This window comes from Methylobacterium sp. C33D, assembly GCF_053345825.1.
In genome coordinates this window covers 1-16,508 of record NZ_JBKFAV010000042.1, presented here as the reverse complement: position 1 = coordinate 16,508, position 16,508 = coordinate 1, and the positions used below count along the sequence as shown (strand labels likewise).

12 protein-coding genes and 2 pseudogenes are annotated in these 16,508 nt (G+C 67.9%); 4 read left to right on the top strand and 10 right to left on the bottom strand.

What is annotated here, in order from left to right:
* Positions 1-203 precede the first annotated feature (203 nt).
* From ACLBXO_RS26005 to ACLBXO_RS25995, 3 genes and pseudogenes are all read right to left on the bottom strand, one after another.
* Positions 204-506, bottom strand: a complete 303-nt coding sequence (locus ACLBXO_RS26005; RefSeq protein WP_447687195.1) for a hypothetical protein — start codon at positions 504-506, stop codon at positions 204-206.
* Positions 507-551: 45 nt separating this feature from the next.
* Positions 552-1,419: pseudogene (locus ACLBXO_RS26000) on the bottom strand (IS256 family transposase); the annotation flags it as partial.
* Positions 1,420-1,631: 212 nt separating this feature from the next.
* The gene (locus tag ACLBXO_RS25995) at positions 1,632-2,723 is read right to left on the bottom strand and encodes an AI-2E family transporter (RefSeq protein WP_447687194.1); all 1,092 of its coding nucleotides are present in this window, start codon (positions 2,721-2,723) and stop codon (positions 1,632-1,634) included.
* 386 nt (positions 2,724-3,109) lie between these two features.
* Here ACLBXO_RS25995 and ACLBXO_RS25990 point away from each other — a divergent pair, with 386 nt between their 5' ends.
* Genes ACLBXO_RS25990 through ppk2 form a run of 3 tightly spaced genes read left to right on the top strand, consistent with a single transcriptional unit; the run spans position 3,110 to position 8,265 of the window.
* Complete coding sequence (locus tag ACLBXO_RS25990; protein ID WP_447687226.1) at positions 3,110-4,195, top strand: efflux RND transporter periplasmic adaptor subunit; 1,086 nt, start codon at positions 3,110-3,112, stop codon at positions 4,193-4,195.
* Positions 4,196-4,199: 4 nt separating this feature from the next.
* Complete coding sequence (locus ACLBXO_RS25985; RefSeq protein ID WP_447687193.1) at positions 4,200-7,379, top strand: efflux RND transporter permease subunit; 3,180 nt, start codon at positions 4,200-4,202, stop codon at positions 7,377-7,379.
* A gap of 40 nt (positions 7,380-7,419) precedes the next feature.
* Positions 7,420-8,265, top strand: coding sequence for a polyphosphate kinase 2 (gene ppk2 / locus ACLBXO_RS25980; RefSeq protein ID WP_447687192.1), 846 nt, complete (start codon positions 7,420-7,422; stop codon positions 8,263-8,265).
* 29 nt (positions 8,266-8,294) lie between these two features.
* Here the strand turns inward: ppk2 and ACLBXO_RS25975 are convergent, their stop codons facing one another.
* From ACLBXO_RS25975 to ACLBXO_RS25950, 6 genes are read right to left on the bottom strand one after another with little or no spacing between them, the layout of a single operon-like run.
* On the bottom strand, positions 8,295-8,696 hold the full coding sequence (locus tag ACLBXO_RS25975; protein WP_447687191.1) for a F0F1 ATP synthase subunit epsilon: 402 nt from the start codon (positions 8,694-8,696) through the stop codon (positions 8,295-8,297).
* A 51-nt stretch (positions 8,697-8,747) separates the two neighbouring features.
* On the bottom strand, positions 8,748-9,530 hold the full coding sequence (gene fabI / locus ACLBXO_RS25970; protein ID WP_331315820.1) for an enoyl-ACP reductase FabI: 783 nt from the start codon (positions 9,528-9,530) through the stop codon (positions 8,748-8,750).
* The gene (locus tag ACLBXO_RS25965) at positions 9,527-11,884 is read right to left on the bottom strand and encodes a DUF3141 domain-containing protein (protein ID WP_447687190.1); all 2,358 of its coding nucleotides are present in this window, start codon (positions 11,882-11,884) and stop codon (positions 9,527-9,529) included. Before ACLBXO_RS25965 ends, fabI begins: the two co-directional genes overlap by 4 nt.
* Positions 11,885-11,911: 27 nt before the next feature.
* The gene (locus ACLBXO_RS25960) at positions 11,912-12,415 is read right to left on the bottom strand and encodes a hypothetical protein (RefSeq protein WP_331315816.1); all 504 of its coding nucleotides are present in this window, start codon (positions 12,413-12,415) and stop codon (positions 11,912-11,914) included.
* Positions 12,416-12,431: 16 nt separating this feature from the next.
* Entirely contained in the window at positions 12,432-13,649 is a 1,218-nt protein-coding gene (locus tag ACLBXO_RS25955; protein WP_447687189.1) for an acetate/propionate family kinase, read from the bottom strand.
* Between the two features lie 3 nt (positions 13,650-13,652).
* Positions 13,653-14,630 (bottom strand): phosphate acetyltransferase, encoded by a 978-nt coding sequence (locus ACLBXO_RS25950; RefSeq protein WP_447687188.1) that lies wholly within the window; start codon positions 14,628-14,630, stop codon positions 13,653-13,655.
* Positions 14,631-14,926: 296 nt separating this feature from the next.
* Here ACLBXO_RS25950 and ACLBXO_RS25945 point away from each other — a divergent pair.
* A protein-coding gene (locus ACLBXO_RS25945; protein WP_447687187.1) for an IS3 family transposase occupies positions 14,927-16,068 on the top strand; the annotation gives its coding sequence in 2 pieces (ribosomal slippage) (positions 14,927-15,194 and positions 15,194-16,068; 1,143 coding nt in all).
* 35 nt (positions 16,069-16,103) lie between these two features.
* On the opposite strand, the pseudogene ACLBXO_RS25940 reads toward ACLBXO_RS25945, so the two are convergent.
* A pseudogene (locus ACLBXO_RS25940) lies at positions 16,104-16,382 on the bottom strand (integrase core domain-containing protein); the annotation flags it as partial.
* Positions 16,383-16,508 lie beyond the last annotated feature (126 nt).

The window sequence follows — 16,508 nt, the reverse complement described above, 5'->3', positions numbered from 1 at the left end:
CGTGCTGCTGGCCGATATTGGCGGCACCTAAGCCCGCTTCTCCGTCCTTCCGGAGCCGGGAGGACGTTCAGGCCCAATCCGGAAGGTGCCGACGGCCGGCTTCCCCGGCCCGGTCGACGCCATTCGGGCCTATGTCAACCGACCGGACACGGTCCGGCCGCGCTCGGCCTTCCTCGGCGTCGCGGGGCGGATTACCCCTGGCATCACGCGCCTGACCAACGCGCCGAGGACCCTGGTGGGATCGGCGAGGCGTTCGGTTTGGAAGCGGTGCGGGTGGTCAACGACGACGTGCCGCTCGCCGTCACCGTCCTCGACCCGGACGATCCGGCCGACTTGGCGCGGAACTGGCGCATCGTCTCGGCGCGCGTCTCGTCGGCGCCGCCGCCTGCATGCCGGACTATCCCCGAGGCTATGGCGAGACCGCCGTGCCCATGGGCATGATCGTCGAGGAGATCCGCCAAGCGGCGTTGGACCGGCTCGCGAGCGTCGAGCAGGTTCTTCGGCATGCCTCCTGCCTGAACAACCGCGTCGCGTGGCGCTCGGACCTCGGTTCACCGGCCTCGTTTCTCGAAGGCCAGTTGCGGGCGGCGGACCTCATCGTGGTCGGGCGCTACGCGGATGACGGGGGGGTGACGGTCGGCATGGCCGTCGACGCCGGCGACGACCTTCGGCGATTGGTTTACGCCCTTCAGCCGGCGCCAGGTTTTCGACGCCGGCATCACCAGCTTGAACACCATCAGCTTGGCGCTCGTGGCCGAGAGCGCCCCCTTGGTCCGGACCGTGCGATGGCGGACGGTGGCGAAGACGCTCTCGATCGGGTTCGAGCTGCTGCGGTGATCCCAGTGCTTGGCCGGGAAATCGTAGAACGCCAACAGCCTGTCACGATCCTTGGTCAGGCAGGCGGCGGCCCGAGGGTACTTGGCCCCGTACTTCTCGACGAAGACGGCCAGCGCCGCCTCGGCCGCCGCCCGGGTCGGCGCGCCGTGGGTCTCGCGCAGGTCCGCCTTCATCGCCGGCTGGTCGGATCTCGACACCGTGTCGAGGACGTTGGCCGTCTTGCGGACCCAACACCTCTGGTGAGAGGTGTTGGGGAAGACCTCGTCCAGCGTCGCCCACCGCAATCTCGGGCGCGATCGACAGCCCGCACCGATTCACGTCGGCGAGCAACTCGCGCCAGCTCTGGGCACTCTCAAGCACACCCATCTGGAACCTGGCGAGCTCCGTGCGACCCTCGGGCGTCGCCCCGATCAGCACGAGCATGCAGTCTGCCTGCTCGGCCATCCGCGCCTGCAGATAGACGCCGTCAGCCCAGATGTAGGCGTAGCGGAGCGCCGAGAGATCGCGGCCCTGCCAGCGGGCGTACATATCCGCCCAAGTCGCCGTCAGCCGGGCGATGACGGCGGGGACGGGTCCGTCCCGCGAGCCGATATTGCTGTCGGCTCAGCGGCCATCCAAGCGCCGCGCTGAAACCGCGGCACCATCGCGCTCGTCCCGGTCCCGCGCGGATGGCCTGCACGCCCACCGGCGCGGCAGGCTTCATCCCGGTGCGCAGCGACCTGGACTGAATTACAAACGGCTTGGCTGGATAGATGTCCCCTGGTTAGTGCGTACGTTCGACCGGTGCGCTCCGCCTACGGAGGCATTCCTGCATCCATCTCGTCCCGTCGCATCCACTCGATCAGCAGCACGTAGCCCATGGCCAGCAGAACTGGCCCGACGAACAGGCCGAGAAGGCCGTCAGCAATCATGCCGCCTATGACACCGGTCAAAATGACCGGCATGGGCACTTGCATGCCGCGTCCGAGCAGGAACGGTTTGAGGATGTTGTCGCTGAGCCCGGCGCTGATGGTCCAGCCGAGGAAGATGACCGCCGGTTGTGTCGCCTTCGTCGCGAATACATAGACGATGATCGGCAAGGTCAGGAGAACTGCCGGCACCTGCACGATGCAGAGGAAAAACGTCGCGAGCGTCAGAAGACCGGCGGCTGGAAGCCCGATGGCAAAAAAGCCCGCACCGAGCAGCAACGCCTGGACCGCCGCGACGCCGACGATGCCCAACGCGACGCTGCGGATTGTCGCGACGATCAACGCCGCGAGCTGAGAACCTCGCGCCTTATCACCCGTGATCCGGCCCAAGAATTCCCGCGAAAACGCGGCTGCACCCTCGCCATACGCAATGACCACGGCCGCAATCGCGAACGAGAGAACGAACGAGATTTCGCTGGTCGCCAAGCCCCGCACAGCCGAAAGAAGCCAAGCCACGGGTCTCTTTAGCATCGAACCGTATCTCGCGAGGGCTTGTGGCGCATTAGCGGCAGCAAGTGCCCATGCCTCTGCCAGCTTCTGACCGACCAGCGGCACGCGGGCGAGCCAATTCGGGACAGGCGGCAAGGCCATCGCCTGATTCTGAACGTCCAACAGGAAGGCGTAGATTGAGGATCCGGCCGACGTCACGACTGCAATCGTCGGAATGGTGACGATGGTACCACCGACGAGCCCGATCAGCAGGGCTGACCAGCGATCCCCAATCCGGCCGAGCAATCGGGCATGCATCGGATACAGCATCACGGCCAAGATCGCTGACCAGATCAGGACTTCGTGCAGCGGAAGGATGATGCGGCTACATGCATAGATCAGCGCTGCAGTCAGTCCGATCCGAATTGCGGTATCAAGCAACGTAGCCCGTGAGTGTTCGCGGTCAGAGCCGGGCGCACGCGGATCCATCCTATCCTGCCCCAGTTACACGGGCCGCTAGGGCGCCGGTATTTCGCTCGTCGAGCGCGCAGTGAATCGTGCCGCACACAGTTGCATAAGCCGAATCCGGCAATCATCCGGGCCGCTCCAGACGATCTCCGGCGTTGTTCCTGCGCGATATCCCCGAAATTTCATAGCCTATGCCCACGGACGAACTCTTCTTTGCGCTAGATCAACGTCCTGTGCGCAACGGTCCATGCGCCAAATCTCATCCATCGAGCGGCTACGACTGGAGTGCCGATGTGTCACGTTCGATCAAGCGAAAGTTCTGAGAACCGCTAAATCTACGGGCCGCAGCCTCACAAGGAGACCGAGGCTTGGTCAAGAACCGCTTCATCACGCTCTTGCTAACCGTCATACTGGCCGCCGGCCTCAGTCCGTCGGTTCGCGGCGAAGGTGAGCCCAGTCCGGCCCTGGCGGTCGGAACCGTCACGGCGCAGCACAGGGCCTTGGACAAGGCGCTGGATTTTGTCGGCCGGGTCGAGGCGGTGGGGCGCGTCGAGGTGCGCGCCCGCGTGACCGGCTATCTCGACGCGGTCCTCTTCAAGGAGGGCGACCCGGTCAAGGCCGGAGCCCCCCTCTATCGGATCGAGCGCGACCTGTTCGTGGCCGCCGTCAAGCAGGCCGAGGGCGCACTGGAGCGCAGCAGGGCCGCCCAGGCTCTGGCCGCCATCCAGCTGCAGAGGGCGCAGGAGCTGCTCGACCGCAATTCGGGAACCGTCGTGGCCCGCGACCAGGCACGGGCTGCCCTCGATCAGGCGAAGGGCGCCGTCACGGGCGACGAAGCCAATCTCCAGACCGCCCGCATCAACCTCGGCTATACCGACATCACGGCCCCGATCGCCGGCCAGATCGGCCGCACGAGCGTGACGAAGGGCAACGTGGTCGGACCCGACAGCGGGCTACTGACCACGATCGTCAGCCAGGACCCGATCTACGTCACCTTCCCGGTGAGCCAGCGTGAGTTCCTGCGCTACCAGCAGGGTGCGAAGAGTCCGGACCGCAGCAAGGTCGGGGTCCGGATCCGGTTCCAGGACGGCTCGGAATACGGCCAGCTGGGCCGGGTCGATTTCGTCAATATCAGCGTCGACCGCACGACCGATACGGTCCTGGTCCGCGCCGTCATGCCGAACCCAGCGGGTGCATTGCGCGACGGGCAGCTGGTCCGGGTCGCGCTGCAGATCGGCAGGCCCGAGCAGAAGGTCGTGGTGCCGCAAGCGGCGCTCATCGCCGACCAGGGCGGCGTCTACGTCTTCGTCGTCGAGGACGGGCGGGCCGTGACCCGCCGCGTCAAGCCAGGGCCCGGCGGGACCGGCCCGGATACCGTCATCGACGAGGGCCTGTCGGGCGGGGAACTCGTCATCGTGGACGGCTTGCAGCGCGTGCGGCCCGGGATCGCCGTTCAGGCGAACCCGATCGCCCCGTCAGCCAGCGGAATCTGAGGCCATGTTCTCGGCGATCTTCGTCGACCGGCCGCGCCTCTCGGTGGTCATCGCCATCGTCACGTCGATCGCCGGGGCGCTGGCGCTGTTCACCATCCCGGTGGCGCAGTACCCCGATATCGTACCGCCCCAGGTTTCGGTGACGACGACCTATCCCGGCGCCTCCGCCGAGGTTGTGGAATCCACGGTCGCACAACCCATCGAGTCGCAGGTCGTGGGCGTCGACAAGATGATCTACATGAAGAGCGTCAGCGGCAACGACGGCAGCTATACGCTCACCGGGTCGTTCGAGCTCGGCACCGATCCGGACATCAACGCCGTCAACGTCAACAACCGGGTCCAGATCGCCCTGGCCAAGCTGCCCGAGGACGTGCGCAAGCAGGGCGTCACCGTCAAGAAGAAGTCCTCAGCGCTACTCGGCGTGCTGGCGGTCTACTCGCCCAAGGCCATGCAGGACCCGCTCTTCATCTCGAACTACGTCACGATCAACCTGCTCGACCGGATCAAGAGCACGCCCGGCGTCGGCGACGCGACACTGTGGGGGCCTCAGGATTACGCGATGCGGGCCTGGGTGCGGACCGACCAGCTCACCGGCCTCAACCTCACCACGGGCGACGTCATCGCGGCTCTGCGGGCGCAGAACGTGCAGGCGCCGGTGGGGCGGATCGGCGCCCGCCCGATCTCCGACGAGCAGCAGCTCCAGCTGAGCATCCAGACGCAGGGACGCCTGAACTCCGCGGAGCAGTTCCGTACCGTCATCCTGCGCACGAACCCGGACGGGTCCGTGCTGCGGCTCGGCGACGTCGCCCGGGTCGAACTCGGCGCCGCCAACCTCGACCGGGAGACGCGTCTGAACGGCAGCCCGGCCACCGTCATCGCGATCTATCAGTCGCCCGGGGCGAACGCCCTAGCGACCCTGAAGGAGGTCGAGCGGCGGGTCGGGGAGCTGGCGAAGGCCTTCCCCGAGGGGCTCACCTGGAAGGTGACCTATGACCCGACCGCCTTCATCACCGAGACGGTCCGCGAGGTCCGGAAGACCCTGGTCGAGGCCTTCGTGCTCGTCGTCGTGGTGGTATTCCTGTTCCTCGGCAGCCTGCGCGCGACGCTGATCCCGACGCTGGCCGTGCCGGTCAGCCTGATCGGGACCTTCATCGCCCTGAAGGCGGTGGGTTACTCCGCGAACTCCGTCTCGCTGCTCGCCCTGGTGCTCGCCATCGGGATCGTGGTCGACGACGCCATCGTGGTCGTCGAGAACGTCGAGCGCGTGATGGAGGAGCATCCGGAGCTGTCGCCGCGGGAGGCCACCAAACGGGCGATGAGCGAGATCACGGCGCCGATCATCGCCATCACCCTGGTCCTGCTCTCGGTCTTCGTGCCGGTCGCCTTCGTGCCCGGGATCTCGGGCGAGCTGTTCCGGCAATTCGCCGTCGCCGTCGCCGTCGCGATGCTGATCTCGGCGCTGAATGCGCTGACCCTGTCGCCAGCTTTGTGCGGCGTGCTGCTGCGGCCCCACCACGGCCCGCGCCGCGGCATCATGGGCGTCGTCATGCGGGCGATCGACTGGGTGCGCGACGGCTACGGCGCGGTCGTCGCGCGGATCGTCCGCATCTCGGTGATCGGCCTCGTGCTTGCCGGCGCGGCAGCCTACGGCGCGATGCAGCTCGCAAAGATGACACCCACGGGCTTCCTGCCGGAGGACGACCAGGGCGCCTTCTTTGTCGTGGTGCAACTCCCCGAAGGCGCAGCGGTCGGGCGGACCTCCGAGGTGGTCGCCAAGGCCGAGGAGCTCCTGCGGCAGGAGCACGTGGTCGCCGACACGACATCGGTGATCGGTCTCAATTTCATCGACAACTACTCGCAAGGCAACGCTGCCTTCCTGGTCGTGACCCTCAAGCCCTTCGAGGACCGCACCGGCGCCGGGGACGGAGCGGCGGCCGTCATCGCGCGGCTCGGCCGGCGATTCCGAGAGATCCCGGGCGGGACCGTAGTTCCTCTGGCACCGCCGCCGATCATCGGTCTCGGCACCGGCGGCGGCTTCGCCTACGTCTTGGAGGATCTGCGCGGCGGCGACCCTAAGGACCTCGCCCAGGTCGTGCGCGGGCTGATCGTGGCGGCCAACGAGGAACCGAAGCTCAACCGCGTCTTCAGCACCTTCTCGGCCACGAACCCATCGGTGTTCCTCGATATCGACCGCGACAAGGTCCAGATCCTCGGCGTGCCCCTGGACAACGTGTTTCAAGCGCTGCAAGCCTCCCTCGGCGGCTACTACGTCAACGATATCAACCTGTTCGGCCGTACCTGGCAGGTTCAAGTCCAGGCCGAGGCGGCCGATCGGACGCGGATCGACGACATCTACCGCATCAACGTGCGCAACAAGGACGGCGAGATGGTGCCGCTGCGCTCGCTGGCGGAGGCGCGGATCGTGGTCGGGCCGCCCGCTCTGATCCGCTACAACAACCTGCGGGCGGTCACCGTGCAGGGCTCTCCGGCGCCCGGAGTCTCATCGGGTCAGGCGCTCGCCACCATGGAGGCGGTCGCTGGCAGGACCTTGCCGGCGGGGTTCGCGGGCGAGTGGACCGATACGGCGTTCCAGGAGAAGCGGGCCGAGGGCAAGACCGCCATCATCCTGGGATTCGCGGTCCTGTTCGCGTTCCTGTTCCTGGTCGGCCTCTACGAGAGCTGGACGATACCCGTGCCGGTGCTGCTGTCGGTCACCGTCGGAATCCTGGGCGCCTACGCGGCGATGGTCTGGGGCGGCCTGACCCTCGATCTCTACGCGCAGATCGGCATGGTGGTGCTGATCGGCCTAGCCGCCAAGAACGGAATCCTGATCGTCGAGTTCGCCAAGGAGCAGCGCGAGCGGGGCGTGCCGCTCCACGAGGCCGCGACCGAGGGCGCGCGCCTGCGCTTCCGGCCCGTGATGATGACCTCCTTCGCCTTCGTCCTCGGCCTGTTCCCGCTCGTGATCGCCGCCGGCGCCTCGCAGCTCGCCCGGCGCAACGTGGGGACGCCCGTCTTCGGGGGCATGATCGCCGCGTCCTTCCTCGGGATCTTCGTGATCCCGCCCCTCTACGTGCTGTTCCAGAGCCTGCGCGAGCGAGCCTGGGGGCTCATGGGCGCGAGAGGTGAGCGGCCCGACGCGGCGGAGCCGGCCGGAGCGCAGGAGCACATGCCGGCCGAGTGACCGCCACGCGGTCGTGCCGGGCAGACGGGGAGGCCGAACTGTGACGGACGATGCCACGCGGGCACGGGAGCCCGAACAGGACGACGAAGCCGCCGACGACGGGCAGGCGCACCCCAAGCTCAAGCGCAAGGCGTACGAGCGGGAGCTGCGCGCGCTGCAGGTGCAGCTCTGTCACCTGCAGGACTGGGTCAGGCAGACCGGCGCGCGCATCATCGTGGTCTTCGAGGGACGCGACGCCGCCGGCAAGGGCGGCACGATCAAGGCCCTCACCGAGCGGGTGAGCCCGCGGGTGTTCCGCGTGGCCGCGCTGCCGGCACCCTCCGACCGGCAGAAGACCCAGATGTTCATGCAGCGCTACATCGAGCACTTTCCGGCGGCCGGCGAGATCGTGATCTTCGACCGCAGCTGGTACAACCGCGCGGGCGTCGAGCGCGTCATGGGCTTCTGCGGCGACGCGGACCTTCGCCGCTTCCTCGATCTCTGCCCGCGGATCGAGCGGTTCATCGTCGGCGGCGGGACGCAGCTGATCAAGTTCTGGCTCGAAGTCGGCCGGAAGGAGCAGAAGCGCCGCTTCCTGGCCCGGATCGACGATCCCGTCCGGCAGTGGAAGCTCAGCCCGATGGACCTCGAATCCTACAGCCGCTGGTACGCGTACTCGCTGGCGCGCGACGAGATGCTCGCCGCGACCGACATCGACGAGGCGCCCTGGTACATCGTGCGCTCGGACGACAAGCGGCGGGCCCGGCTCAACTGCATCGCCCACCTGCTCCACCTGATCCCCTACAAGGCGGTAGGGCGCGAAGCCGTGACCTTGCCGAAGCGCGTCAAGGACAACGCCTACGACGACACCCTCCGACACGGCCATTTCGTTCCGGAGCTGCACTGAAGGGGTGCGTGCGCGCGAAGGTCGGTCTGTCAGAGCCCGAGGCCGGCCTTGAACTCTTCGAGGCGCGCGATCGAGACGTCGAATCCGGCCCGGATCGCCGCGTCGCGGGTGGCGTCGCGCTGCGTCTGAAGCAGCAGGATCTCGTCGTCGATCTGATCGCCGGTCAGCTCCTCGACGGCGAGGATTCGCTCGGCCAGGATCGTGACGCGCCGGGCCGTGATCTGGGCCAGGGCGCCACGCACGAAGGCGCGGCGGCCGGTTCCGGCGGCATCGATCGCGAACACGATGCCGGGGTGCAGCGCCGTCACGAGGTGCTGGTGCCCGGGCATGACCGTCATGTCGCCCTCGACGCCCGGAAGGACGACGGAGCGGACCTCGCCCGCGAAGACGACCTGCTCGGGAGAGATGAGTTGGGCGAAAAGTTCGGCCATCGTGCTGCGCTCCGTCGCGTGCGGGCGCGCCGGCACTGGGGCCGGTGCGCGTCACGCCATGATGCTGAGGCCGCCGTCCACGTACACGGTCATGCCCGTCAGGTGGGCGGCGTAGGGGGTCGTCAGGTAGGCCGCGGTGAGGCCGACATCGTCGATGTCGACCAGCTCGCCGATCGGTGCGCGCTGCACGGCCTCCGCCAGCAGCACGTCGAAGTCCTTGAGGCCGGAGGCCGCCCGCGTCTTGAGGGGGCCGGGCGAGACCGCGTGGACACGGATCGCTCGGCAGCCCAGCTCGTAGGCGAGGTACCGGACCGCGCTCTCCAGAGCCGCCTTCACGGGACCCATCAGGTTGTAGTTCGGGACGACCTTCGTGGCGCCGTGGTAGCTCATGGTCAGGAGCGTGCCGCCGTCCCGCATCAGGGGTGCGGCGAGCCGCGCCATGCGGATGAACGAGTGGCAGGACACGTCCATGGCGATCTTGAAGCCCTCGGACGAGCTGTCGACGAGCCGGCCCTGAAGATCCGCTTTCGGCGCGAAGGCGATGGAGTGCAGGGCGATGTCCAGGCTGCCCCAGGTCTCGGTCAGCTGGTGGAACAGGGCTTCGAGGTCGCCGTCGCTCTGGACATCGCAAGGGGCCAGGACCGAAGCCCCGAGCTCCCGCGCCAGGGGCTCGACGAACGGCTTCGCGTGCTCGTTCAGGTAGGTCAGGGCCAGCTCCGCTCCGAGCTTGCGGAAGACCCTGGCACAGCCATACGCGATGGAATGCGCGTTCGCGACGCCGATCACGAGGGCGCGCTTGCCGGCCAGCGCGTTGCCGTCAGGGATCCGTGTCATCGGCGTGCCCTCTGCGACCCGTCCGGGCGGGTGCGGCGCCCGGGCGCCTGCGGTGTGGCGCCGGCCGCGGCGACCGGCGCGGGAAGGGGCTCCGGTGCCAGCAGGCGCCGGAACTCGGGCATCAGCGCCGTCTGCGCGGCGGCGAAGTCCACGTGCTGGGCGAGCCGCTCCAGGATCTCCAGGAGCCGTCGACGCTCCTCCGCGGTCCGCACGAGCCTCGGCAACGTCGCGAGGGCGCGTTCAGGGTCGTGCTGGACGATGTAGGATTGCTGCCGGACGATCCGGCGCGCTACCTCGGCCGGCCGATCGAGGAGGCCGATCTCCTGGCCGACGCGTTCGCGGATGCGCTTGGCGGTCGAGAGCCGCTTCTCGCGGCTCCCGCGGCGGGCGATGAGCAAGCCTGCCCGGACGGCGGCTTCGGCCAATCCGCCCTCCTCGATCCGGACGAGCGCCTCCGCGACGGCCGACGGTTCGCCCGCCGCCTCCGAAGCGGCGCTCGCGCCCGGTTCGGCGGGAGCCGCGAGGCTGGCCGGGCCGTAGACCGCGTAGAAAGTGTTCTCCACCGCGGCGTCGCGCAACTGCCGATACAGGTCCCAGGCGGCCGAGATGCCGGCCGCCGCGAGCCGCTCGGTGGCGACGCTCGGACCGGCCTCGTCGCGGGGTGCCCGATGCGCCCGCGCGAACGCCGCCCATCCCTTCACAGGCGCCAGCCACGGGTTCAGGTCCGAGATCGCCCAGCGCCGCGCCCGGAGCGGGTGGAGCGCGCGCGCGGCCCGTGCGGTCTCCGGCGGGATCAGGGCCGCGAGCAGCGGATGCGCGAACGTCTCGTAGAGCGCGGCATTCAGCTGCGAAACCCGCTCGACGGCGCCGAACGGGATCTCGTCCCGCCGGGCGTATTTCTGCAGCGCCTGCAGATCTTCGACCCGCCGCTCCGCCAGCACCACATCGTACCGGGCCGCTCCGTTCGCGTGCGTCTCTTCGATCCGCATCCCGTAGAGGCCCGGCGGCAGGTGCTCGATATATTCGAGCAGGTCGACGATCTGGGCGTGCTCGCGCCGCGCGACGGCCGCCGAGACGAAGATGCCGAGATGCCCGACGCTCTCGTGCATCAGCCCCACGATCACCTGACCGCTCGCCTTGAGAGCCTCGGTCGTCGGGTAGAGATCGGCGATCCAGTTGAAGGCCTGCTGCGGCGGCGTGATGTTGTCTCCGAGCGACGCGAACAGGATGATCGGCACGCGGATCGCGCGCAGGTCGAAGGTTTTGCCCTTGGCCCACTCGGCGCGGCCCGCGGCGAGGCGGTTGCCGACGAACAGGTTGTCGACGATCCAGCGGATCTCGTCCCGGTTCATGAGGAAGTAGCCGCCCCACCAGCGCTCGAAATCGAGGTAGCGCTCCGGTTCGGTGTCGATCTTGGAATAGAGCGTGTAGTTCTTTCCGAAGAACGTGTTGGCCGGATTCAGGTACTCGAAGTTGTCGACGAGGTGGGCGCCGTCGAATTTGCCACCGCCCAGATCGCTCGCGAGCAGTGCCGTCCAGCTTCCACCGAGCATGCCGCCCGCGTAGCGCATCGGGTTCTCGGCGTCGTTGCCGGCCCAGTAGGACATCGGGGCCCCGTTCACCACGATGGGACCTGCCCCATCGGGGTCGAGCGCGCCGACCAGCATGGCGGCCCAGCCGCCCTGGCAATTGCCGACGATGACCGGCTTGCCGCGGGTGGCATGCCGCGACCGTACGAGGCGCACGAACGCGGCTTCCGCCCGCGCGACATCGGCAAGGGTCTGCCCATCGACTGGGTCGGGAAAGAAGATGACCACGTAGACGGGATGCCCCGCCCTGAGCGCCACCCCGACCTCGGATTCGGCCTTGAAGCCCCCGATCCCGGGCCCGTGGCCGGCCCGAGGGTCGATGATCACGAAGGGTCGCTTGTCGGGATCGGTGCGCGTGCCCGGCGGCGGCGCGATGCGCGCGAGCGCGTAGTTGACCGGGCGCTCAAATGTCCGGCCATCGGCCACGATCTCCCAATCGAAGGCCAGCAGGGGCGGCTTGCCGGCCTTCTCGTGGTCCAGCCACGCATTGCCGCGCTGCCGGAGCGTGTCCCAGAACAGCAGCGACCGCTGGGGCAAGTCGGTCCAGTACCGCGCGGCGTCGCTCCAGGCCTGAAGCGGCGTGAGCGGCCGAGCCGCGTCGAGCCACGTCCAAGCCGCCCGACCCATCGTGTCGAGGTAGGTCTGCGCGGCCGCCGCGCAGCGGCCCTGGTAAACATCCGCGATGTGTCTCTGCAGCGCGAAGAGACTGAGACGTGCAGAGTGCTCACCTGCGGAAGCGGAAATCCGTGTCTGCTCTTCGGTCATGATTGCCGTCCCGAGCCGTCCTGGACATCACACGCGGGGTTTTTCCCAGGTGAGAAAGAAGCCCACGTCACCCGGCATGCCGTCCGGCCAGTCGACGATCATCGCCGACAAGCCGTAGCCGAGGGGCTGCAATCTCTCGCGCCAGAACTCGTACGCTTGACGCGGCCGGCCGGTCAGGGTGTCGGGCCAGTCCGACTCCGTATTGTTGATCGCCCGCCCGCCGTCGCTGCACATCGCGTTCGGAAAGCGCATCACCAGCAGCTCGTTCTTGCCCTGCTCGGCCGCGATCCGCAGCTTGTGCAGGAGCGGCCGCGTGATCTCATGGACGCGCTCGGGCGTGAGTTCGATGGTCTTGGACAGGGTCTTGATCAGCTCGGCCCGCGCCTTGCTCGCCTGATCCTCGGCCTTGATGTCCTTCATGGCTTTGGCGGCCTTCAACTTGGCCGTGTACGCACCGAGTTCGGCGGCGGACATGAAGGTCTCGTCGGCGAGTTCGAGATCGGTCGGCGGCTTGGTCTTCAACGCTTCCATGGCGATCTCCCGTTGCTCATAGGGCCGGCTGCGGCCGGCTGCGGCCGTGCTGGGCCAGCACCGCGCGCGTGCCGCGCGCGATCATCAGCTCCTCGTCCGTCGGGATGACCCAGGCGGTGGGCCCGGGGCCGCGGGTCAGGCGCGGGCCGCCGGACGCGTTGGCCGCCTCGTCGAGCGCGAACCCCGCCCAGGCGGCGCCCCGCAGGACCTCGGCGCGGGTGGCGGCGTCGTTCTCGCCGATGCCGGCGGTGAAGATGAGGGCGTCGATGCCGCCCAGCGCCGCCACCAGCGAGCCGAGTTCCCGTCCGATCCGGTAGACGAACAGGTCGATGGCGCGGCGGGCATCGGGGTCGCTCGCCGCGACGCCGCGCAGCGTGCGCATATCGTTCGAGATCCCCGAGACGCCGAGCAGCCCCGACTGGGTGTAGAGCATGCGCTCCGCCTCGTCCGGACCGAGCTTCATCTCGCGCAGCATGTAGAACACGATGCCGGCATCGAGGCTGCCGCAGCGCGTGCCCATGGGCAGGCCGTCGAGGGCGGAGAAGCCCATCGTGGTCGCGACGCTGGCGCCGCGATCCAGGGCGCACAGGCTGGCGCCGTTGCCGAGATGCGCGACGATCACGCGTCCCGCGGCGAGGGCGGGGTCGAACGCCGCCAGCACCGAGGCGATGTAGGCGTAGGACAGGCCGTGGAAGCCGTAGCGCCGGACGCCGCGCTCGATCATCGCGTGCGGCACGGCGAACAGCCGGGCGATCTCCGGCTGGCCGGCATGGAAGGCCGTGTCGAAGCAGGCGATCTGTGGCAGGTCGGGGAGGCGCCGCTGCAGGATCCGGATCGGCTCGAGGCTGTGCGGCTGGTGAAGGGGGGCGAGCGGCACCAGCCGCTCGAGGGCTTCCAGGACCTGGGCGTCCACCCGCACGGGCTCGGCATAGGTCGCGCCGCCGTGGACGATCCGGTGCCCGGCGGCGATCAGCCGAAAGCCGCCGCTCTGCGCCCCGAGCCACGCGGACACGTGCAGCAGCGCAGCCTCGTGACCGAACGCCGCCCCACGATCGAACCTCGCCTCCTCCACCACCGCGCCGGTGCCGTCTCGGATGACCAAGTGGGCGGACCCGCCGAGGCCTTCGAACAGGCCCCTGAAGAGTCGGCGCGGGCCCTCGTCATCGCCGGACGCGAAGACCTGGAACTTGAGGCTCGACGAGCCCGCATTCAGCACGAGCAGGACCGGGGTCATCGGCTAGACCTCGGGCAGCAGATGCGCGGTCCGCTGCGCGGCCGCGAACAGGGAGGCGACCGCGCAGGAGGCGAGCCGCGTCACGCGGGAATCGGCCCGGCTCGTCAGGATGATCGGGACCCGGGCCCCGAGCACGATGCCGGCGGCATCGGCGCCGGCCAGGAAGGTCAGACTCTTGGCCAGCATGTTGCCGGCTTCGAGATTGGGAACGACGAGGATGTTGGCGTGGCCGGCCACGGGTGAGCGGATCTTCTTGATCCGGGCCGCACCGAGGTCGATGGCGTTGTCGAGGGCGAGCGGCCCGTCCAGCACGGCTCCCGTGATCTGCTCCCGGTCGGCCATCTTGCAGAGGGCGGCGGCATCGAGCGTGGAGGGCACCTTCGGGGTGACGGTCTCCACGGCCGAGACGATGGCGACCCGAACCCTTTCGACGCCCAGGGCATGCGCGAGATCGATGGCATTCTGCGTGATGTCGCGCTTCTCCTCGAGCGTCGGCGCGATGTTGATCGCGGCGTCCGTCACGATGAGGGGCGTCGCATGCGCCGGCACGTCCATGACGAAGCAGTGGCTGATGCGCCGGGCGGTCCGCAGGCCGCTGTCGGAGCGGACCACGGCGGCCATGAGCTCGTCGGTGTGGAGGCTGCCTTTCATCAGCGCCTCGGCCTCGCCGGCGCCCACGAGGCCGACCGCCCTGGCAGCGGCGTTGTCGCTGTGCGCGGCCTCCACGCTGCGATACGCCGTGATGTCCGCGCCGAGAGCGACCGCGGCAGCGCCGATCTTGCGTGGTGGGCCGATTAGGATGGGCTCGATGATTCCGAGCGCGGCGGCTTCGAGGGCCCCCCCGAGCGAGGCCTCATCGCAGGGGTGAGCAACCGCCACCCGCAGCTTCGGAAGTGCCTTGGCGGCCGCAATCAGGCGGTCGTACTTGTCGTGGCGGCGGGGTTCCACCGATGGCCGCTCGGAAGACAAGGTCGGCACCATCATTCCTCCTGGCGCAACGCAGACATACGCCGCCTCGGCAGATGGTCACCTGAGCGAGATCCAGGGATTCAGTACCACTGCCTCGAAGACGACCCGCAGTGTATGGCTGCCGATCCTGCCTGCTTGATCGGCTGAGACAGCTCATCGGCCCTACCGCATTAGGATTTTTATCCAATTCATTAAATTGAGATCAGTCGGCGAACGGTGCTAATAGCTGGCAACGAGCACAATGACCTGACCGGCTGGCTTTGGACCGGACTGATTGAGAGGATCAGCCAGGACCGAAGGAGTCGGACATGCGGCGAGGTCAGAAGACGAACGCGGAGCAGGTGGTATTGAAGCTGCGCCAGATCGAGGTGCAGACAGCCCAGGGCAAGAGTTTGTCACTGGCGTGCAAGGAGGCGGAGATCTCCGAGCAGAGTTATTATCGCTGGCGCAAGGAGTACGGCGGCCTCCAAGTCGACCAGGCCCGGAAGATGAAGGACCTGGAGCGCGAGAACGCGCGGCTGCGGCGGCTCGTGGCTGACCTGTCCCTGGAGAAGCAGGTGCTAGCGGACGTCGCCTCGGGAAACTTGTAGCCCCCGAGCGGTGCCGGCAGGCGGTCGACGGCATCCGGGAGAAGTACGGCCTCTCGGAACGTCACGCCTGCCAAATCGTCGGTCAGCACCGCGGCACGCAACGCTACGTGCCGACCGTGCTGGCGGACGAGGATGAGTTGACCCGCGCCATCATCGCCCTGGCGTCCGAGTACGGACGCTATGGCTATCGCCGCGTCACCGCGCTGCTGAAGGCAGCAGGGTGGCAGGTGGGCAGGGATCGGGTTCAGCGCATCTGGCGTCGCGAGGGGCTGAAGGTCCCGCAGAAGCACCGGCCGCGCAGCCGGCTTTGGCTGAATGACGGCTCGTGCGTGCGACTACGGCCGCTCCACCGCAACCACGTCTGGAGCTTCGACTTCGTGCGAGCGCGGACCCACGGCGGACGCTCGCTCCGGGTCCTGACGCTGATCGACGAGCATAGCCGGGCTTGTCTGGCGCTGAAGGTGGCGCGACGCATCAACAGCGTCGGCGTGATCGAGACGCTGGCCGACGCCATGTGCCTGCACGGCATCCCGAAGCACATCCGCTGCGATAATGGCCTTGAGATGATCTCGAAGGCGCAGCGCAAATGGGTCGCCAAAGCTGGCTCGCAGATCCAGTACATCGCACCCGGCTCGCCGTGGGAGAACGGGTACTGCGAGAGCTTCAATGGAAAGCTTCAGGATGAGTGCCCGAGACAGGAGATCTTCTACTCGCTGAAGGAGGCACAGATCGTGATCGGTCTTTGGCAAATTACCTACAACCGCGTCCGGCCGCACTCGTCCCTGGGCTATCGGCCGCCCGCGCCTGTCAGCTACCCGGATCTGGCCTTCCGGCTACCCATGGCAGCGGCTATGCAGTAGCCTCCCACCCGGCTCGGTCCAAAATACCGGTCAGGTCAGGTGGGGCTTTTGAAGCCCAGTGCCGAGTGACGGCGGCAGGGATTGTAGAAGCCATCGATGTAACGGGCCAGCGCGATGGTGGCCTCGGCTCGCGTCTGGAACGCGGTGCGCCAGACCAATTCGCTCTTCCGTGTCTTGAAGAACGTCTCGACCATCGCGTCATCATAACAATTTCCCTTGTCGGACATCGATATTACGATGCCATGTCCTCGTAATCTCTCCTGATACTCATTCGAACAGTACTAACTGCCGCGGTCGGAATGATGCAATAAACCTAGGGTGTGAACCGAACCAAGCCGTTGCGGGGTCTGTCGTTTTGTGATTCCAGGCGGCCGTTCTGCGGCCTGGAGGCGGTGATGGCGGACCTGTTCTGGCTCTCGGATGAGCAATGGGCGGTGATC

Bases quoted from the DNA above. Each gene is read 5' to 3' on its own strand.
- ACLBXO_RS26005 (WP_447687195.1), bottom strand. From the start codon at position 506: ATGCCGAAGAACCTGCTCGACGCTCGCGAGCCGGTCCAACGCCGCTTG.
- ACLBXO_RS25995 (WP_447687194.1), bottom strand. From the start codon at position 2,723: ATGGATCCGCGTGCGCCCGGCTCTGACCGCGAACACTCACGGGCTACG.
- ACLBXO_RS25985 (WP_447687193.1), top strand. From the start codon at position 4,200: ATGTTCTCGGCGATCTTCGTCGACCGGCCGCGCCTCTCGGTGGTCATC.
- ACLBXO_RS25975 (WP_447687191.1), bottom strand. From the start codon at position 8,696: ATGGCCGAACTTTTCGCCCAACTCATCTCTCCCGAGCAGGTCGTCTTC.
- fabI (WP_331315820.1), bottom strand. From the start codon at position 9,530: ATGACACGGATCCCTGACGGCAACGCGCTGGCCGGCAAGCGCGCCCTC.
- ACLBXO_RS25965 (WP_447687190.1), bottom strand. From the start codon at position 11,884: ATGACCGAAGAGCAGACACGGATTTCCGCTTCCGCAGGTGAGCACTCT.
- ACLBXO_RS25960 (WP_331315816.1), bottom strand. From the start codon at position 12,415: ATGGAAGCGTTGAAGACCAAGCCGCCGACCGATCTCGAACTCGCCGAC.
- ACLBXO_RS25955 (WP_447687189.1), bottom strand. From the start codon at position 13,649: ATGACCCCGGTCCTGCTCGTGCTGAATGCGGGCTCGTCGAGCCTCAAG.
- ACLBXO_RS25950 (WP_447687188.1), bottom strand. From the start codon at position 14,630: ATGGTGCCGACCTTGTCTTCCGAGCGGCCATCGGTGGAACCCCGCCGC.